The organism is Pedobacter cryophilus, assembly GCF_005116455.1.
In the GTDB taxonomy this organism is placed as follows: domain Bacteria; phylum Bacteroidota; class Bacteroidia; order Sphingobacteriales; family Sphingobacteriaceae; genus Pseudopedobacter; species Pseudopedobacter cryophilum.
This window is the reverse complement of the sequence record NZ_SWBP01000002.1, coordinates 749,895-769,969: the sequence shown is the minus strand read 5'-3', so window position 1 is coordinate 769,969 and position 20,075 is coordinate 749,895. Positions and strand designations below refer to the sequence as shown.

General features: G+C 33.9%; 16 protein-coding genes and 1 tRNA gene. 8 read left to right on the top strand and 9 right to left on the bottom strand.

What is annotated here, in order from left to right; translation table 11 throughout:
- Positions 1-31: 31 nt before the first annotated feature.
- The 3 genes from FA046_RS08520 to FA046_RS08510 all read right to left on the bottom strand — a co-directional run bounded on the left by FA046_RS08520 (position 32) and on the right by FA046_RS08510 (position 2,651).
- Positions 32-1,027, bottom strand: a complete 996-nt coding sequence (locus tag FA046_RS08520) for a PDDEXK nuclease domain-containing protein (RefSeq protein WP_136825954.1) — start codon at positions 1,025-1,027, stop codon at positions 32-34.
- Positions 1,027-2,280, bottom strand: a complete 1,254-nt coding sequence (locus FA046_RS08515; RefSeq protein WP_136825953.1) for a site-specific integrase — start codon at positions 2,278-2,280, stop codon at positions 1,027-1,029. Before FA046_RS08515 ends, FA046_RS08520 begins: the two co-directional genes overlap by 1 nt.
- A 297-nt stretch (positions 2,281-2,577) precedes the next feature.
- Positions 2,578-2,651, bottom strand: a tRNA-Pro gene (locus FA046_RS08510).
- A 259-nt stretch (positions 2,652-2,910) separates the two neighbouring features.
- On the opposite strand from FA046_RS08510, the gene FA046_RS08505 reads away from it, so the two are divergent.
- From FA046_RS08505 to FA046_RS08475, 7 genes are all read left to right on the top strand, one after another.
- Entirely contained in the window at positions 2,911-3,915 is a 1,005-nt protein-coding gene (locus tag FA046_RS08505) for a LacI family DNA-binding transcriptional regulator (RefSeq protein WP_136825952.1), read from the top strand.
- A gap of 206 nt (positions 3,916-4,121) precedes the next feature.
- Complete coding sequence (locus FA046_RS08500) at positions 4,122-5,168, top strand: AI-2E family transporter (protein ID WP_136825951.1); 1,047 nt, start codon at positions 4,122-4,124, stop codon at positions 5,166-5,168.
- Positions 5,169-5,600: 432 nt separating this feature from the next.
- On the top strand, positions 5,601-8,180 hold the full coding sequence (locus FA046_RS08495; protein WP_136825950.1) for a cation-translocating P-type ATPase: 2,580 nt from the start codon (positions 5,601-5,603) through the stop codon (positions 8,178-8,180).
- Between the two features lie 101 nt (positions 8,181-8,281).
- Positions 8,282-10,666, top strand: a complete 2,385-nt coding sequence (locus tag FA046_RS08490) for a heavy metal translocating P-type ATPase (RefSeq protein ID WP_136825949.1) — start codon at positions 8,282-8,284, stop codon at positions 10,664-10,666.
- Positions 10,663-10,836: a cbb3-type cytochrome oxidase assembly protein CcoS gene (gene ccoS / locus FA046_RS08485; protein WP_136825948.1), complete on the top strand. Its 174-nt coding sequence runs from the start codon at positions 10,663-10,665 to the stop codon at positions 10,834-10,836. Before FA046_RS08490 ends, ccoS begins: the two co-directional genes overlap by 4 nt.
- A gap of 1,003 nt (positions 10,837-11,839) precedes the next feature.
- A complete protein-coding gene (gene tnpA / locus FA046_RS08480) occupies positions 11,840-12,280 on the top strand; it encodes an IS200/IS605 family transposase (RefSeq protein WP_136825947.1) in 441 nt (146 codons plus the stop codon).
- 40 nt (positions 12,281-12,320) lie between these two features.
- A complete protein-coding gene (locus FA046_RS08475) occupies positions 12,321-12,677 on the top strand; it encodes a bleomycin resistance protein (protein ID WP_136825946.1) in 357 nt (118 codons plus the stop codon).
- A gap of 24 nt (positions 12,678-12,701) precedes the next feature.
- Here FA046_RS08475 and FA046_RS08470 read toward each other — a convergent pair whose 3' ends face one another.
- The 6 genes from FA046_RS08470 to FA046_RS08440 form a co-directional block, all read right to left on the bottom strand.
- Positions 12,702-13,118, bottom strand: coding sequence for a hypothetical protein (locus tag FA046_RS08470; protein WP_136825945.1), 417 nt, complete (start codon positions 13,116-13,118; stop codon positions 12,702-12,704).
- Between the two features lie 69 nt (positions 13,119-13,187).
- On the bottom strand, positions 13,188-14,198 hold the full coding sequence (locus tag FA046_RS08465) for a sodium:calcium antiporter (RefSeq protein ID WP_136825944.1): 1,011 nt from the start codon (positions 14,196-14,198) through the stop codon (positions 13,188-13,190).
- Positions 14,199-14,284: 86 nt separating this feature from the next.
- Complete coding sequence (locus tag FA046_RS08460; RefSeq protein WP_136825943.1) at positions 14,285-15,100, bottom strand: ion transporter; 816 nt, start codon at positions 15,098-15,100, stop codon at positions 14,285-14,287.
- 211 nt (positions 15,101-15,311) lie between these two features.
- A complete protein-coding gene (locus tag FA046_RS08455; protein ID WP_136825942.1) occupies positions 15,312-15,929 on the bottom strand; it encodes a hypothetical protein in 618 nt (205 codons plus the stop codon).
- An 850-nt stretch (positions 15,930-16,779) separates the two neighbouring features.
- Positions 16,780-17,442, bottom strand: coding sequence for a hypothetical protein (locus tag FA046_RS08445; RefSeq protein ID WP_136825941.1), 663 nt, complete (start codon positions 17,440-17,442; stop codon positions 16,780-16,782).
- 132 nt (positions 17,443-17,574) lie between these two features.
- Positions 17,575-17,892 (bottom strand): hypothetical protein, encoded by a 318-nt coding sequence (locus tag FA046_RS08440; RefSeq protein WP_136825940.1) that lies wholly within the window; start codon positions 17,890-17,892, stop codon positions 17,575-17,577.
- A 60-nt stretch (positions 17,893-17,952) separates the two neighbouring features.
- On the opposite strand from FA046_RS08440, the gene ccoN reads away from it, so the two are divergent.
- Positions 17,953-20,064 carry a cytochrome-c oxidase, cbb3-type subunit I gene (gene ccoN, locus FA046_RS08435; protein WP_136825939.1) on the top strand — a complete coding sequence of 704 codons (2,112 nt, stop codon included), beginning with the start codon at positions 17,953-17,955 and terminating at the stop codon, positions 20,062-20,064.
- The last annotated feature ends 11 nt before the right edge of the window (positions 20,065-20,075 follow it).

The following is a 20,075-nucleotide window of genomic DNA, read 5'->3' as shown; positions in this document are numbered from 1 at the left end:
ACGTCTTGTAAATATTAAGATAATTTAACATTTATAGAACTCCCTTTAATTCCTCCTTACTCGGTAAATACAACTTATATTCCCTTGCAAAAATCTGTTCATTACTTTCCGGTAGCGTAAATTCAACCACAGTTTTGCTTTCTTGTTTGCAAAGAATTATTCCAATGGTTGGGTTTTCATCAGAGGATTTAATTTTTCGATCGTGATAATTTACGTACATCTGCATCTGACCAATGTCTTGATGAGTCAATTTTCCGATTTTTAAATCTATCAGGACGAAACATTTTAATAAACGGTTGTAAAAGGAAAGGTCAATATAAAAATGATCACCATCCAAAGTGATTCTTTTCTGTCTGCTCTCAAACAAAAATCCTTTTCCCAATTCCAGCATAAACTGTTCAAGTTTATCGATGATTGCCCTTTCTAGATCACTTTCAGAATAATGGTGGTCTTCTTTTAAACTTAAGAATTCCAATACGAAAGGAGATTTCAAAGTGTCTATGGGATTTTCTAAAATTCTACCTTTCTGTGAATTTGCGATGATTTCGTTATGATCTTTACTTAATGCTAATCTTTCAAACAAAGAAGAGTCATATTGTCTTTTAAGTTCTCTTACCGACCAATTATTTTGGAAGCTTTCAGTTTCATAGAAATTTCTTTCTTGCTTATCCTTAATTTTCAAAAGTTGTACATAGTGGGACCAACTCAAACTAAATGGAAACTCAGAAATCCGAGACACCGTCTCGGAATTTCCGTATTCAATATAAAATAGCCTCATCGATTCCAGATTATCTACTGAGAAGCCTCTTCCAAATTCGTTTGTTAAGCTAGAACTCAATAATTTCAGGGTTTGCTTAGCATAAGTCGCTCGTTCTTCACCACCCTGTTCATCCTCAACAATCATTTTACCAATATGATAATAGGTAAATACCATTGCGGTATTTACTTGCCTCGCAATGGATCTTCTTGATTCTTCAATGAGATTCTTTACCGCATTGAATAATTTATCTGTTTTTAACTCTTTCATTATAGTGCCCTCCTTAAGTTTTCTTGTTTCTCAACTTCGAGTTTGTTCTTTAATACGTCCATATCAAAGCTCACTTTATGTTCCACCACCTTTGCGTAAATCTGCGTTGTTCTTATGGAAGTATGTCCGAGCATTTTGCTTACGGTTTCAATAGGCACTCCATTGGAAAGTGTAACAGAGGTGGCAAAAGTGTGGCGAGCTAAATGAAAGGTCAAGTTCTTTTGGATGCCACATATATCTCCAATTTCTTTTAAATAGCTATTCAATTTTTGATTTGAGATTACAGGGAAAATAGTTCCATGAGCAATGGAACGCGGATGATTTTTATAGATTTCTACGATGGACAATGCTTTGGGCAAAAGGGGAACATTTACTGCTGTATCTGTTTTCTCCCTAAACGTTTTTATCCATTGGTTTCCATCAATACCTTTAATGATGTTCTGTGGATTCAGTTGCATCACGTCGATATATGCCATACCAGTATAGCAACTAAACACAAAGACATCCCTGGCAAATTGAACCCGTGGGATTTTGATTTGTTTATCTTCAATTGCGAACAATTCTTCTTTTGTTAGAAATCCCCTTTCAACTTTATTCATCTTCAACTTGAACATGGCAAACGGATCTTTGTCTAACCATTCCATTTTTACACCCAATCTTATCACTTTACGAAGTCTCTCCAAGTGTTTCATCACTCCATTATTGGTCATTCCTTTCTGATGATCTACGGGCTGATGTTTTCTTAAAAAGTATTCAAAAAGGGTAATGAACTCATAATTCAATTCTGTAAGATATAAGTCCTCTTTTTTGAACTGCTTGGCGACAAACTCTCTTAAATACTTTTGAGTGGTATAATAGTTCTTCATTGTGCCAGGAGCCAAAACTTCAATCATTTGGAGATTATGATAGTCCATCAGACTATTCAAAGTATGCCTATGTTCTACAACCCCAAGAAATTTATTTTTAATCAAATTAGGCGTAATCAGTTCGCTGGTCAAGCAAAGTTCTTGATAAATCCCCGAAAGCATCCCTCTGGTCTGTTCTAGGTTGTTATTTAATGTTTTCAGATCTATGGTCTTTGGCTTTGCGAGTCCTTTCACCAAATTCCAATCTGTAATCTTTACTGATTTTCTTAAAGACATTTCAATTCTTTCTCCGTTGACCGATATTCTGGCATAAACGGGAGCACTTCCATTTTTCTGTTTGTTCATCCTCAGGATAAAGTGAATCCCGAAACTGTTTGATGTTCTCATGATTTTTGTTTTTAAATGATTTATAAACTGATTTGAATTATTTCTCAAAACAGGATTTATTTAAAAACCAAAAAGCAGTTCATTTGAATCTAAATGAGTTCTCATATAATGATATAAATAATTGTATATCAAATACTTGAACGCTTTCCAGTGACCTAATATAGAAATTAATTTAGGTCACCTTTTAGTTCTCACGACAGATGGATTGAAAAGGATTATTATAGACTGTTAAAAAACAGAAAACCCCCTAAATTATGATATTTAGAGGGTTTTGAACTCATTTAGACTGTGTCTCAGTCGGGATGGCAGGATTCGAACCTGCGGCCTCCTGCTCCCAAAGCAGGCGCGATACCGGGCTACGCTACATCCCGAGTTTTGTTATTGGGAATGCAAAAGTAGCTTTTTTCTTTAGGGATGCAAACTTTTTTGAATAAAAAGTTAAACTATTTTTGATGCCAAAAAAACAAATGATTAATTAGTATCAAAACCATTTGTTTTACAACAACTTACCTATTTAGATTATTTTATTTTCTTAAAAAATTTAAAAAAAGACTTATAGTTTATTTTTAATTGAATAAAATTGCATTAATTATTTAATTTTATTGAATGCCCTACGTTTTCATTTAATCAATGAATAATATTACACTAAAACAATTAGCTCATCAATTAGGCCTTTCTGTATCTACAGTATCTAGGGCTCTGACGGATAGTTATGAAATTAATATAGAAACAAAAAAAAGAGTTCAAAAACTTGCTAAAGAATTAAACTATCAACCTAATCCGTTTGCTTCATTTTTAAGAAAGCATAAAAGTAAAACCATAGCATTAATTATTCCTGAGATTTCAAATAACTTTTTTTCTTTAGTAATTAAAGGGGTTGAGTCTATTTGCCAAGAGAAAGACTATTATGTTCTAATTTATGAATCTCATGAAAATTTCGCTAAGGAAGTTAGAATTACAAACCACCTAATTGGCGGAAGAGTGGATGGCGTTTTAATTTCTGTTTCGGCAGAAACTCAACAAACTGATCACCTAAAAACGTTAATTGAAAGAAAAATAAATCTAGTGATGTTTGACCGCGTGATTGAAGACATGAATGTGGTAAAAGTTGCTAGTAACGATTTTGAAAGTTCACTTGAGGCTACCGAACATTTGATTAAACGAGGTTGTAAAAAAATATTATTTTTAAAAGCTGGAGAAAATCTTTCTACCATGCAAAATAGACTAAAAGGCTATCAAGCTGCATTAAAAAAATATAATATTGATTTTAATGACTCATTAGTAAGAACTTTTAATCCATCGGAAGAGCTTAATTTAAATGAGTTGGAAGATATTATACAAAATATAAAACCTGACGCTATTTTTTGTACTGTAGAAAATTTAGCGATTGCTTGCTATGATGTTTGCCAAAAAGTGAATATTAAAATACCTGATGAAATCAAAATTATCACTTTCTCTAACCTTAAGGTGGCAAGACATTTAAATCCTTCTTTATCAACTATCTCTCAGCCTGCATTTGAAATTGGTCAAACTATCGCCAATTTATTAATTGATCAAATTGAGGAGAAAGAAACAGAGCAAATGAAAGACATCACTATAAGTTCTACACTAATAAAAAGAGATTCTACAAAATAATTCCAAGCATCAAATCCAAGGTTTTCTATACTGTTATCCTCATCCTAAAAAACATAAAATCATTGTATTACATGATTTTAATCAACCTATTAGGAAAAAGAATTGAACATATTTGTATTGGATCAATGTTTCTTGCCCTCCAATAAATAATTCTGGTTGAAGAAATTTAAATCTCAAACATTTTTCTATCACAAAAGCAAAACAGAATGTTGGATTCTTATGTGGACAGTTTTCTAAAGTGGCTGCTAATCATTTCTTTAAGTACAATTTTATTGTACTTTGGAAGGTTATTATTTGAACCCATGTTATTTAGTTTGTTGATTGCTTTTGTAATGTACCCACTTTGTTTATGGTTAGAAAAAAAAGGATTCTCTAAATATTTAGCTATTACCACTTGCTTAATCGTTGTTTTTCTTTTGCTCTTGTTACTTGTAGGCATGTTGTTTTGGCAATTTCAATTGTTTAAAGAAGATATTCCCTTTATTGTAGAAAAATTTAAACCTGTATTGATTGAATGGAGAGCCTTTTTACAGCAAAATTTTTCTATCACTATAAAAATGCAAGATGAATGGCTTCATAACATGGCTTACAACAGTGGTGATAAGGTGAGTGGCATTCTTAGTAATGTATTTAATGCGACAGCGGGGGTCATTTTCATGCTTTTCCTCATCCCTGCATATATTGCATTGTTTCTTTTTCACCGATCTGTTTTTGTTCACTTTGTTGAAATGATATTTGGCTTACAGCATAAAATAAAGCTCCAAACTATTTTACAAGAAACCATTTACACGTTTTCTAATTACGTAAAAGGTATGATGATGATTTATATTATTGTTGGCGTTTTAAATAGTGTGGGGTTGCTGGCTTTAGGGATTAAACATGCTGTTCTGTTTGGCATGCTTACAGCCATTATGACCATTATTCCATATATAGGCATCGTAATTAGTGCTTTGCTGCCAATATCTATTGCCTTTATTACTAAAGATTCTATTTGGTATCCGTTGGGTGTAATTGGTGTTTTTACTTTTGTTCAATACCTTGAAGCTAATATTATTTTTCCAAAAGTAGTGGGTAAACAGTTAAATGTGAGTACTTGGGCAACTTTGGTGGCAATTATTGCAGGAGGCATTATTTGGGGTGTTGCTGGTATGATTTTGTTTATTCCCTTTGTGGCCATTTTAAAAATAATAGCAAAGAATATTCCTGAATGGAAGGCCTTATATTTTTTATTGGATAGAAACGGGAAAGCATGATCTAATGATAGATTGATTGAACCAATTATTATTTTTCGCACTACCCTTCCAATTATAATTTAAAAGATTTAGGCCCTAAAACCATTAGTGCTTTTTAATATTAAGCATGAATTTTTAATGATTAATGGAGATTGATAGACATCATCTTCACCTTTGACAATTATCAAAAGAACATTGCTGTTTTAAAATGAACTTTAAGCGTATTATTTTAAGCTGTGGCAAATATTTAAATGATTAAAGTTAGCTGATTATATAAGTGCATTAACGATTGAAGCGGTATCCTTTATTCCCTTTTTGGGATAAAGATTTAGTGGAAAGCGTGTTAAAATGCCCAAATAAAAATTTTAAAATCATTTATTTTCTTGGATAATCATGTGCTTTAATATTTATGAAGAAGAAAAACATAAAATCATTTTGCTGATACAATAATTTATGAACTGGCATCTATTATCTGTAAAAGCGGTTTTGGAAAACCTAAAATCCTCTGAAAAGGGATTAAATGAACAAGAGTCTGCCAAAAGACTTTTGAAATATGGCACAAATGATTTAATAGCTACCCATAAAAATAACGCCTTAAAAATATTTTTTAAACAGTTTATTAATGTGATGATGCTGGTTTTGCTGTTTGGGGTAGCCATTTCCTTCATCCTAAAAGAGTACACCAATGCAATAGTGATATTGATTATTGTTGTTTTAAATGCTATTACTGGATTTGTGCAGGAATATAGAGCCGAAAAGGCGATGGAAAAGTTAAAAAAACTAGCTAATCCTACTAGTTTGGTTTTTAGAAATGGATTAACCCATAAAGTAAATTCATCTAAATTAGTACCCGGTGATCTTGTTTTATTAGAAGCAGGAACAAAAATTCCGGCTGATATGCGTTTGATTGAAAGTCATTCTCTTAGCATTGACGAGGCGAGTTTAACAGGCGAGTCATTCCCCTCAGAAAAAATAAATACAGCATTAAAAGGTAATAATTTTTCATTATTAGATTACAATAACATGGCTTTTGGCGGCACATTGGTAAGCTATGGGCGAGGAAAAGGTGTAGTTACCGCTACCGGAATGGCAACAGAATTGGGTAAAATAGCCGGAATGCTGCAAGAAAAAGAGCCGTTAACTCCTTTACAATTAAAGATGATAGATTTTAGCCAAAAACTCACCTTTATTATTGTATTTATTTGCTTAATCTTATTTATTACTGGCTTTTTGCAAGGTAAAACAGCAATGGAAATGTTGCTGCTTTCTCTTTCTGTGGCTGTTGCAGCCATACCAGAAGCGCTACCAAGTGTAATTACCATTTCACTTTCTTTGGGCGCAAAAAACCTGGTTAAAGATAACGCACTCATTAGGAGATTATTTGCGGTAGAAACTTTAGGGTCTGTTTCCTATATCTGTACAGATAAAACAGGGACTTTAACCCAAAACAAAATGAAAGTGGCCGAAATTTGGGTTCCAGAAGAAGGGAAACATCAACATTCATTTTTAAAAGCTATGTATCTAAATCATGATGTAGAAGAAAAAGAGAATGATTTATTTGGAGATCCCACAGAAGTTGCCCTCCTTCTATACGTGAGAGAACATGACAATTTTGATCCTGAATGGTCAAAAAAACACAAAAGAACAGATGAAATTCCTTTTAATTCTGAAAGGAAATTGATGACCACCATTCACCATGATGATCAACTCCATTTGGTGGTTACAAAGGGATCTGTGGCTAGCGTTACAGCCATTTGCCCTGATATTATTGGGAATAAAGAATTAGAATTACAGATAAAAAAAATGACCGAAAAAGGGCTAAGGGTCATTGCATACGCATTTAACAAACTATCAAAATTACCCAATGAAATAAGCCCTGCTACCATTGAAAAAGGAATGCAATTTTTAGGTTTAGCCGGCTTAATAGATCCCATCAGAAAAGAAGCAAAACAAGCTATTGAAGAATGTAAAACGGCGGGAATTGTTACCGTTATGCTTACGGGAGATCATCCGGCAACGGCCGCATATATTGCTGGAGAGTTAGGTATTCTAGACCAAAAAAAAGAGCTTTTTGTATCAGGTAATGAACTAGAAGCTATGCCGCAAAAAGAACTAGAAAATAAAATAGAAAAAATAAGGGTTTATGCGAGTGTATCGCCCGGTCAAAAACTTAGAATTGTAAAAGCGCTACAAAAGAAGGGGCATTTTATAGCCATGTCTGGCGATGGAGTAAATGATGCTCCATCGGTAAAAATGTCTAACATTGGCATTGCCATGGGCATTACCGGTACAGATGTCACCAAAGAAGCTGCTCAAATGATTTTATTGGATGATAATTTTACCACCATTGTAAAAGCCATAAAACAAGGAAGAAGAATTTATGATAACATCAGAAAATTCATTTTCTATATCCTATCTGGTAATGCAACTGAATTGTTGTGTATTCTGATAGCACCCTTAATTGGCTTGCCGCTGCCCTTAATTCCTATTCAAATTTTATGGATAAATTTAGTTTCTGATGGCTTGCCAGCTTTAGCACTTACTGCAGAACCAGCAGAGAAAAACCTTATGAAAAGACCTCCAAGAAACCCTAAAGAAGGTGTTTTCTCAGGTAACTTAGGGAAAAATATATTTATGCTGGGTGGCTTTTTAGCCATTATTATAGTAGGCAGTCAGTATTTTTTAATTAGGGAAGAAGTAAAGCATTGGCAAACTATAATTTTCACCCTATTATGCTTTGGACAGTTATGGAATGTAATGGGCATTAGAAGTGAGCATGAAAGCTTGTTTAAAATTGGAATTTTTACCAACAAATATTTGCTGGGTGCAGTTGTTTTTACAATTATTTTACAGCTCGCAATTATTTACATTCCTTTTTTAAACAACATATTTCATATTAGCCCTTTAAGCATTAAAGAATTACTCTTCACTTTTACCATTTCTAGCCTTGGTTTTTGGTTTTTAGAAGCATTAAAGCTGATTAAAAAACTTAAAAAAAATCCACTCGGTAGCAATAAAAAAAAACTATTTTAGAGTATAAATCTCGTCATTTAAACCTATTTTTATGATCTAAGTCACTTTTACAAAGTTTGCAAATCATTTATTTCTGCCCATTATTTTACCACATTTGAAATATGGCTACGCTTACCAAAACCCATTGTTTCCATTGTGGAGATATTTGTATTACAGAAGAAATTAAGCAAGATGATAAGAGCTTCTGTTGTAATGGGTGTTATCAGGTTTACAGCATTCTGATAAACAGCAAATTAGGCAACTATTACAAACTTAACCCACACCCTGGCGACACCAGAAAAATTGCCGATAAAAAGTTTTCCTATTTAGATGAGCCAGAGATTGAAGCTCAGCTTATTAGCTATAAAGACAACCGTAAAACCATTGTTTCTTTCTACATACCAGCCATTCATTGCAGCTCTTGCATTTGGCTTTTAGAAAGGCTCAACACCATTAACCCTGGTATTATAGAAAACAGAGTCGACTTTTTAAAAAAACAGGTCGATATTCAGTTTAACCAACAGCAAATTAGCTTAAGTGAAGTGGCTACTTTATTACAAAGTATAGGTTATGAACCACTTATTAGCTTGCAAGATGTGGTGAAACAAAATCATCAGGCAAAAGACAACTTACTCCCTAAAATTGCTGTTGCAGGTTTTTGCTTCGGAAATGTGATGTTACTCAGTTTCCCGGCTTACTTTGGATTATCAGCAGCCGACAAGCATTTTGGAACATTCTTTAGTTTATTAAGCATTTTATTTTGCATTCCGGTTGTATTATACTCCGGAATAGACTATTTTAAACAAGCTTACCACAACCTTAAAAATGGCGTTTTAAACATTGATTTCCCTTTAGCCTTGGGTATTTTAGTAATGTTTTTAAGAACCCTTTCTGCTTATGTTTTTGATTTAGGAGAAGGTTTTGCCGATAGCTTAACAGGATTAATCTTTTTCCTTTTGATAGGAAAGTTTATCCAGAAAAAAACCTATTACCATCTTTCTTTTGAAAGAGATTACCGATCTTTTTTTCCAGTTGCTGTTCAAGTAATTACCGATGAGCTTAAAGAAATTTCTGTCCCCTTAGAAAAACTAAAACAAGGCGACAGAATTTTGGTAAAAAACCAAGAAATTATTCCGGCTGATGCCATTTTATTAAAAGGAGATGCGGCTATAGATTTTAGTTTTGTTACCGGCGAATCTGAACCTGTACGCAAAGTTGTTGGAGAAATTATTTACGCCGGAGGCAAGCAAACGGGTAGCGCTATAGAATTAGAGGTAATTAAACCTGTTTCGCAAAGTTATTTAACTGGCTTGTGGAATAACGAAGCTTTTGTAAAACCCAAACAAGATAAAATCAAAACCTTTTCAAGCAGGGTGAGTAAAATATTTAGCATAGCCCTTATCATTATATCTGTAGGTACTTTATTATACTGGCTACCACAAAACTGGCAACTAGGTTTAAATGCGTTTACAGCCATTCTTATTGTGGCTTGCCCTTGTGCATTGGCTTTAAGTACACCTTTTACAATGGCAGCTGCTTTAAGTGTATTTGATAAAAATAAATTCTACCTTAAAAATACCGATGTGGTAGAACAATTAGCCGCTATAAACAGCATTGTATTTGATAAAACTGGCACCGTAACCATTGCCGGAGAAAATGGCGTTACATTTTCTAATGATTTAAACAATGGTGATAAAGAAATCATATTTAACATTTGTAAAAACTCCACCCATCCATTAAGTCAAAAAATAAGCAGCTTTCTTGGTTCGCAAAAAGCAATTAAAATAGAAGAATATTGTGAAATTCCGGGAGCAGGAATGACCGCACTTGTGGGTAAAGAATTGGTAGGCATTGGCAGTTGTTTCTTTGTTACTGGGCAAACTAAAACAAATGCGCAATTTCCAGAAGTGCATGTTAAAATAGGAGAACGCTACGTAGGTTATTTTGCCATTCGTCAAAAATTTAGACCCGATTTGGATAAAATCCTGACAGATATTGATCAAAATTATCAAACCTATTTACTATCAGGCGATACCGATCAAGATGCGGAAGCTTTAAGCAAAGTTTTCAAAAAAGAGAATTTACTATTTAAGCAGTCGCCACAAAACAAGCTCGACTTTATTTATAAAAAACAGCAAAACAACACCAGAATTATGATGATTGGCGATGGTTTAAACGATGCCGGAGCATTAAAACAAAGCGATGCCGGCATTGCCGTAACAGATCATATTAACAACTTTACCCCCGGTAGCGATGCCATTTTAGATGGAGCATCTTTACATTTGTTGCCAAAATTTTTACGCTTTTCAAAATCGGCAGTAAAAGTCATCCACTATTCTTTTTTCATCTCCTTAAGCTATAACTTAGTGGGTATCAGCATCGCCATGACGGGGCAACTTTCTCCCCTTATTGCGGCCATTATTATGCCATTAAGTACCGTAACTATTATTTCATTCACCAGCATAGCTACCCATTTAGCTGCTAAAAAACATCAATTAATATCATGAGTACCATATTCTTTTTAATTGGATGCAGCGTAGTGCTAGCCTTAATATTTTTATTGGCCTTTTTTTGGTCACATCATAATGGGCAAAATGATGATTTATACACCCCATCAGTAAGAATTTTATTAGATGATGATGGCACTATAGAAGACCCTGAAGTTCCAAAAAAATAATTCTTCTTTTTTAAGGCTTTCCTTTTTTTTCTGATTGAGTAATAAAAAGCAATTGGCTTTATCTATATAAAAAACAAATGATGCTAAAGCAATATAGAAATGCTTTATCTTTCAGTTGGCTAAAGCCAAACTGCAATAAATAATTAATATACAAAGCACTTATTGCTGTTGCTGTGAGCAGCTGATTATGGAGAAAAAAATGATGATAAATTAGACAAGCATTTATTGCTGTTGCTTTTAAGCAACTGATTAAGAAATAAAAATCAATTGGCTTTAGCCACATAAAAAACAAATGATGCTAAAGCAAAATAGAAATACTTTTCTTTATCAGTTAGCTAAAGCCAAACTGCAATAGATAATTAATATATAAAGCACTTATTGCTATTGCTTTGAGCAGCTGATTATTGAGAAAAAAAATGATGATAAATTAGACAAGCATTTATTGCTGTTGCTTTTAAGCAACTGATTAAGAAATAAAAATCAATTGGCTTTAGCCACATAAAAAACAAATGATGCTAAAGCAATATAGAAATGCTTTAGCTTTCAGTTGGCTAAAGCCAAACTGCAACAGATAATTAATAGACAAAGCACTTATTGCTATTGCTTTGAGCAACTGATTATGGAGAAAAAAATGATGATAAATTAGACAAGCATTTATTGCTGTTGCTTTTAAGCAACTGATTAAGAAATAAAAATCAATTGGCTTTAGCCACATAAAAAACAAATGATGCTAAAGCAATATAGAAATGCTTTAGCTTTCAGTTGGCTAAAGCCAAACTGCAATGGATAATTAATAGACAAAGCACTTATTGCTGTTGATTTAAGCAACTGATTATGGAGAAAAAAATGATGATAAATTAGACATGCATTTATTGCAGTTGCTTTTAAGTACTTATCATAGAAAAAAATCATATTGAATTATCTAAGTATTTATTGCAGTTGCTTTTAAGCAACTGCAATAAGATAAAAAATCAATTGGCTTTAGCCACATAAAACAAAAAATATGAGTTGGGTAAGAGTTTATTTACACTTAGTATTCTCTACAAAAAACAGAGAACCCTTTTTAAATTCATCAGCAATAAGAAAAACTATTTTCCAGCACATCAAGAAAAATGCGGAGGAAAAAGGTATTTGGCTTGATTGTATTAATGGATATCAAGATCATGCTCATTGCTTAATTTCACTAGGGAAAGAGCAAACAATAAGCAAAGTTGCCCAACTAATAAAAGGAGAATCGTCTTTTTGGATCAATCAGAATAAGTTAACAAGTGAGAAATTTGTTTGGCAGGATGACTATTGGGCTGTAGGCGTAAGCGAAAGTCATCTTGAAGCAGTTAGGAAATATATCCATAATCAGGAAACACACCATTCTGTAAATACATTCTCTGAAGAGATAGACAGCTTTATGGAAAAATATGGCTGGACTTTTACATCAGAAAAATAATTTGATATAAGGAACTAAAACAGAACTAAATATTTAAACTATGCTAACAAATATTCATCCCAAGTTACCAATGCGAGATAAAGCTGCAACCAAAGATTTCTATGTTAATATATTAGATTTTAAAGAGTTTGGCAGTGCTGATTTTGACGGCTACCTCATGCTGCAAAAGGACAATATCGAAATCCATTTTTTTGAGTTCAAAACACTTAATCCAAAAGAAAACTACGGACAAGTATATATCAGAACAAATGATATTGACACCTTTTATCAGCAATTGTTAAATAAAAAAACTAACATCCACCCAAATGGGCATTTAGAATTAAAACCTTGGGAACAAAAAGAGTTTTCATTACTTGATCCAGATAACAACTTACTTACATTTGGACAAAGCTTTTAAAAAACACCAACTCAATAAGGGTTCCTAATTAGGATGCTTTTTATCTAACAAAAGCTGTAGTTCACTTAATAAAACCAATTCTGATTTGTTTTTATTGGCAAAAGCGGCGGCAATTGATTCGGCAGTTTTCATAATCAGTTGACTTAATTTTGGTTTAAATAATTGTTGGTGTTCCATTTTAAAGTCTTCAAAATCTTTGAAACAATTAGTAGCGCTAGGAGAATGCTCTAATAACCAATCAAAAACAACCTCCATTTGGTAGGCCGCATCTGTACCAAATTCATCTTCAAAATCATCTACAGAGAGCCATTCTTTCCGCACAATTTGCTTCAGGGCATCTATTTCTTGCTCTTTTACGCTCCTATCAATTGCGGCAATTGCATAACATAATTTCCCTATACTTTGGTACAATCTTTTGTGCGTTTCTGATCTGGCTTGCATGTTTTTACAATTTAGTTAAACGAAAGTTAATCTAATTCTCCTATAAAAATGATGATCTTCATCATCCTTTTAAGTATTTAAGAACAAGTAAATCATGAGCATTACATAAAGCACTATAATTAAAAAAGTATCGAGACTTAAAAGCCATAATTGCTTTTTTTGAGGTTTAAAAAGTAGTCCTAAACCTATAATAGCTGTCATAATAATGGTTACAAATACAGACAGTAAATGCGAGGGCGATATTTCTTTAAATAAAGAGCCCTCTTTGTAAAAAACATCATCTAAACCTAAAACAAACATATTAAACACATTACTGCCTAATAAATTACCCACTGCCATATCTAAAGAACCTATTTTTAAAGCTGCTAAAGAAACCACCAACTCTGGCAAAGAAGTAGCTGCCGCTAAAAATAAAGTGCCGAAAAAAGAATTTCCCAAGCCTGTATATAAAGCTATTTGCTGACCAAAATAAGGTAGAAATATAGCTGCACAAACTACAATTAAGGCATGAAGTAAAAATTCGCCAATGGTTTTTTTTAGATCTGCCGCATTAGCAGCAGTTTGAGGAATTTCTACTGGCCACGCTTCGGTTAAAGCGCTATGTTCGTATTTAAAAATACTCCAAACAGCAATCAGGTAAACCGCAAATAAAACAAAAGAAAAACTACTAATCCATAATATGGTGGGCGCTTCATCAGCCAAATAAATAGCTAATCCTGCTACGGTAAGTGAAATAATTCCGAAAATTGCCGCTACCATGTGGCTTGATTTTACCATCGAAAGAATAGGTTGCTTTATTCGGGCATCCAAAAAAGAAAGTATCAATAAATTAAAAACACAACTCCCAAAAACATCTCCAGCAGCTAAATTAGGAGCTTTAACAATGGCTACAGAACTAATGCCTGTTATTAATTCGGGTAAAGAAGTTACTGATGACATTAAAATAAGACCTATCCAAGCCTTTCCCATGCCGGTGAGATTGGCAATTTTATCTCCATAAAAAGACAGTTTTGCACCACTATAAATAATGACTAAGGCACAAGCCAAAAAGCCTAAAATGTTTAAATATAAATTATCCATCACCTATAGAAAACCTTATAAAGCTATTGCTTTTGAGGCCTAATAAACCTGACGAAAATAAAGTGTAGACCTGTTTCTGGTAATTTTCAACTTAGTTGTTCTGGTTCTTTGCTACGGTTTATCTTGGCACCGCAATTACTGCAATAGTTTGCATAATCTGAAGTAGAATGGCCACAATTGAGGCATTTAGACTTGTTATCGTTTAATTTAGCCATTTCTACGGTTACAATTCCGGTGGGTACGGCAATAATGGCGTAACCAATAATCATGGCAAAAGAAGAAATAAATTTACCTAAGGTAGAATGAGGCACAATATCTCCGTAGCCCACTGTAGTAATGGTAATAATTGCCCAATATATGCTTTGTGGAATGCTGGTAAAGCCATGTTCCCCACCTTCTACCACATATAATACCGTACCTAAAAGCACTGCAAATGCGGTAATGGCCGATAAAAAAATGCCGATTTTATAAGAACTTGCCCTTAAAGCATTGGTTAACATGGCCGCTTCTTTGTTAAAACGCACTAATCTTAGTATTCTAAATACCCTAAGTAATCTAAAAATTCTAACGACTAATAAATACTGGTAACCGTAAAACAACAAGCTTAAATAAGTGGGTAAAATAGAAAACAAATCTACAAAGCCCCAAAAGCTAAAAATAAAACCTGTTGGCTTTCTACTTACATAAACCCTTAAAATATACTCTATGGTAAACAAAATGGTAAAAAACCATTCGATGTAATAAAACTCCGCTTGAAATTTTTCGTGAAAATCTGGCACACTATCCAGAATTGCTATGGTGATGCTAAATAAAATAGCCCAAAGCAAAATTAAATCAAATTGCCTTCCTGCTTTGGTATCATTCTCAAATATGATGTTGTGAAGGCGTTCTTTATTGATCATTTTTAAGATATTTTTTTTTTGGAAGCTGTGATAAATTGTACAGTAGATTTCGTTTTAAAGATAGCGGTTTTACTTTGCTTTAAAACTGATTGGAATTTAGGAGATGGATGTTTAACAGTGGGAGGATTTAATGAGTTTAGAGTTAAAAAGCTGAAAACTTAAAGAATCGCGTCAGACAGTTATAATTTAAACACGGCGTAAGCAGCCGTTTCTATTTGTCAACTGTTATTCCAGTCATATTAGGATCTCCTGATGCAGTGTCGATTTGATATTTTATATTTCGTGTTCCCATTAGGTCAGTGTTATTTTCGTCTATCCTAAATTTATATTGAACAATGATTTCTCCGTTATTTATTTTTGTTATGTAGGATTCAGCACAACAATAATTTAAAAGTGAATGGGTTTGCGATGAAGTCCAAATATTACTTTTCTCAATGTTTTCAGGAGTGAATTTATATTCAGTCCATTCTTTTGATTTCAGGTTTCCAACTATGATTTTGTCACTTCCAGCCCAGTTTCCTGTTTTTAGAATAATCCACTTGCCATACTTAATTAATTGTTCATCTTGATTCCATTCTCTACTATAATAGGTCCCTTGTCCGATTTCATATACGCTGTCGTTGGATGCTTGGTACTTATAATTAACGTCATATTGCCATGTATGATGGTCAGCATTATAAATCGTATTACAGATTAATACTCCACCTATTTTCTGTTTTATTTTCGTACTGCTGTATACTGGATCGAACGAAGTAAATATTCCGTAGATAAGTAGTATAATCAATAAAATACCAATTACCAAAGGAATTAGGCAACCTTTTCTTTTCATGTAGTCGGTTTTAGAATGGCGCTAACGGTTTGCAAATTTGTGCAGAATGCGTTTGTGTAATCTCCAAAACGATAGAGTGTTGCCATAAATAAAAGTAAATATTTTCTTCAATTCTCGGACACAGTCCTCGGTTTTCGTAGCAAGATTTAAGTGATCCTACAAAAGGAACACTTTAACTAGGTGAGATGCTAAATAAAATGGCCCAAAGCAAAATTAAATCAAATTGCCTTCCTGCTTTGGTGTCATTCTCAAATATGATGTTGTGAAGGCGTTCTTTATTGATCATTTTTAAGGTTATTTTTTATGATTTGGAATAAAACTGTACAACAGATTTCGTTTTAAAGATAGCTGTTTTACTTTATTTTAAAACTGAATGGAATTTAGAATACGGATGTTTAACAGTGGGAGGAGTTAATAGTAAAGGGTTAAAAAGCTGAATTCGATTAATAATAATAGTTTGGGCGTTTTAACACGCTGTCCACTATATCTTTTTGGAAAAAACCAAAAAGGATGCCGTTCCCATCGTTAACGCTCATAAAAAATTGAACTCCATTCTAATAAAGCTCCCCACTAGCGCAAGTCTTAGTGAAATGGATTTGAGCCAAGGCCTGACTTGTGCCTTCATTTTTACTGCAATACATCTATTGTACTCATTGTCAATAACAGTAAAGCACAAGTCCCCTCACCCTCTTCTCTCACGCTCGGAAGACTTGCGCCAGTTGGGGAATTTGTGTTGTAATGGCTTAGAAAGCAAAAACTTGTCTGCCCCGTATAAACTTAGTTAATTGCGATGAAATAACGTAAAGCAGTTCAGCCATTATAATACAAATTTGTGGTTAGCACCAGTACTTTATTCAATTTTGGTGTTAATTAATTCTTTATTCTGATTTATCTCTCCATTCCTTTTTATTATGGTTGTCGTTTTGGTATAAGTTATAGTATTTTGCTTTACTGTATCTTCAGTTTTATAATTGTCTTCGGTTAAAAGCACATAAGTGCTGTCATTTATGAACTTTCCTTCTGAATTTTCATAATAACCACCATCTCCACAATGACTTGCAACAATAAATTTATTTATTAGCTTTCCATTTAAGTCGTAAAGATGATATAAGATTCTGTCACAATATTCAGATTCCCTTTGTTGTAAAAAAGTTCTTTCAATTAGATTTCTTTTACTTTTTTGTTTTGAATAATAAAAATCAAGATCAATACTTCTATCGCTTTGTGCAAGATACCTTTCACTAGTGTCCTGATAAACTTGAAAGAATTCTAAACTGTCTAGTCTGGTATAAAATCCCTTTCTTTTCTCCCATTCAATACTGTCTGTTGAGAATTTTACTAAATCGGAATATTTGAAACTATTCAATTTAATAGAATCATACAATAAATTTATAACAGGTTTCAATTCTTGAATTTGTTCAGCTTCTTCAATTTTTTTCTGTTGTTCAGTACACGAAGAAATTATATATAAACACAAAATAGCAGTTATTTTAATTATAGAATTTGTCGTCATAGTATTGGTGCTAACTATTTGCTATACGCTACCTTTAGCGCATATATTTCAATTATGTTTTATTGTAAATTTTTCGTTTTCAAAGCAAAAGGGTAGAAATTTGCTTTCACCTTACATAGATAATCATTTCAATTAATAAATACTACTTTCAGTCCTCATTTTAGGTTTTGGGTTAGGGATTGAAGCGGCATCCCCGCCTAAACCGGACGGGCAGGCTTTTTTTGTGCGCCCTTCGACTCCGCTCAGGGTGACACTTTCGACTCCGCTCAGGGTGACACTTTCGACTCCGCTCAGGGTGACACTTTCGACTCCGCTCAGGGTGACAAAAAAAGATACAGCGCAAAGCCCGCCCCCTTGCTGCAAGCTTGGGGAACTTCCAAATAGCAATTTATAATCCTCTTCATTTTCTATTTTGTGATATGCGTCACTTTTTACACTACCTTGGGTCATTCTATTGTCACGGGAGTTGGAATACTTTTACGGCAAATAAAAAAGGATTAACACAACATTATGCAGCCTGATAAATTTTATTACGACAACAAAATTGTAAGAAACTTTGCCATTGCCACCATTGTTTGGGGAATTATTGGAATGACTGTGGGTTTATTAATAGCCACACAGCTTTTTAGTCCTTCTATGAACTTGGGCAATCAATTTACATCTTACGGAAGAATAAGACCGCTACACACCAACGCGGTAATTTTTGCCTTTGTAGGTAACGCCATTTTTATGGGGGTTTACTACTCTTTACAAAGGCTGGTAAAAGCCCGTATGTATAGTGATGTATTAAGTAAAATACATTTTTGGGGTTGGCAGCTTATTATTGTTTCGGCAGTAATTACTTTGCCTTTAGGCTTAACTACCTCACATGAATACGCTGAATTAGAGTGGCCTATAGATATTGCCATTACTATAATTTGGGTGGTTTTTGGCATTAACATGTTTGGCGCCATTATTAAAAGAAGAGAACGCCATTTGTATGTTGCCATTTGGTTTTACATTGCCACGTTTGTTACCATTGCGGTTTTACATATTGTAAACTCTTTTCAATTACCCATATCTGCTTTTAAAAGTTATTATTTATATGCCGGTGTACAAGATGCTTTGGTACAGTGGTGGTATGGGCATAATGCGGTTGCGTTTTTCTTAACCACGCCTTATTTAGGGATGATGTATTACTTTTTACCTAAAATGGCTAACCGCCCAATTTATTCTTACAGGTTAAGTATACTGCATTTTTGGGCTTTAATATTCATTTATATATGGGCTGGCCCTCACCATTTATTGTACACTTCTTTACCAGATTGGGCGCAATCTTTAGGTGTAGCATTTTCTATTATGCTAATTGCACCAAGTTGGGGCGGTATGATTAACGGCTTGTTAACCTTACGTGGCGCTTGGGATAAGGTTAGAGATGATGTAACCTTAAAGTTTATGGTGGTTGCCTTAACCGCTTATGGTATGGCTACTTTTGAAGGTCCTTTATTATCTTTAAAAGGAGTAAATGCTATTGGTCACTTTACAGATTGGATTGTAGCCCACGTACATGTTGGCGCTTTAGGTTGGAACGGATTTTTAACTTTTGGTGTTTTGTATTGGTTAATTCCAAGAATTTACAAAACCGAATTATACTCTAAAAAACTGGCTGGCTTTCACTTTTGGATTGGCACTTTAGGTATCTTGTTTTATGCCATTCCGCTATACTGGGCTGGTTTTACACAAGGCTTAATGTGGAAAGAATTTACACAAGACGGATTATTAAAATACCCTAACTTTTTAGAAACTGTTTTAAGAATTTTGCCCATGTATGTGATGCGCTCTATTGGCGGTACTATGTACTTAATTGGGGTAATTGCAATGGCTTATAACCTGATTAAAACCATGAAAGCCGGTAAATTGGTAAGTAATGAAGCTGCCGAAGCTTTACCATTGGTGAAATTAGGAAAAGACGAGCCTAAAGAATTTTGGCACAGAAGATTAGAGCGTAAACCAATGACTTTATTGGTGTTGAGCTTAATTGTAATTTTAATTGGAGGCTTGGTTGAAATGGTTCCTACTTTCTTTATCAGCTCTAATGTGCCTACCATTGCCAGTGTTAAACCTTATTCTCCGCTAGAGTTACATGGTAGAGATTTATACATCCGCGAAGGTTGTGTGAATTGCCACTCGCAAACGGTGAGACCTTTCCGCTCAGAAACTGAACGTTATGGCGATTACAGTAAAGCCGGTGAATTTGTTTATGATCACCCTTTTTTGTGGGGTTCTAAACGTACCGGACCAGATTTGCACCGTCAAGGTGGTAAATACAGCAATGCTTGGCATTATAACCACATGATGGACCCAAGAACCATGTCGCCGGGAAGTATTATGCCAGCTTATGATTGGTTAATGGATCAAAAATTAGATACCACTACTACAGGCGCAAAAATTAGAGCCATGCAAACCTTAGGTGTTCCTTATCCAAACGGTTATGCAGCAATAGCCAACCGCGATGTAGATGAGCAGTCTAAAGCCATTGCAGCAAACTTAGCTATTGATAAAATTAAAGTATCTAGTGATAAAGAGATTATTGCGATAATAGCTTATTTACAAAGATTAGGAACAGATATTAAGAACAAATAAATAGAGCACAC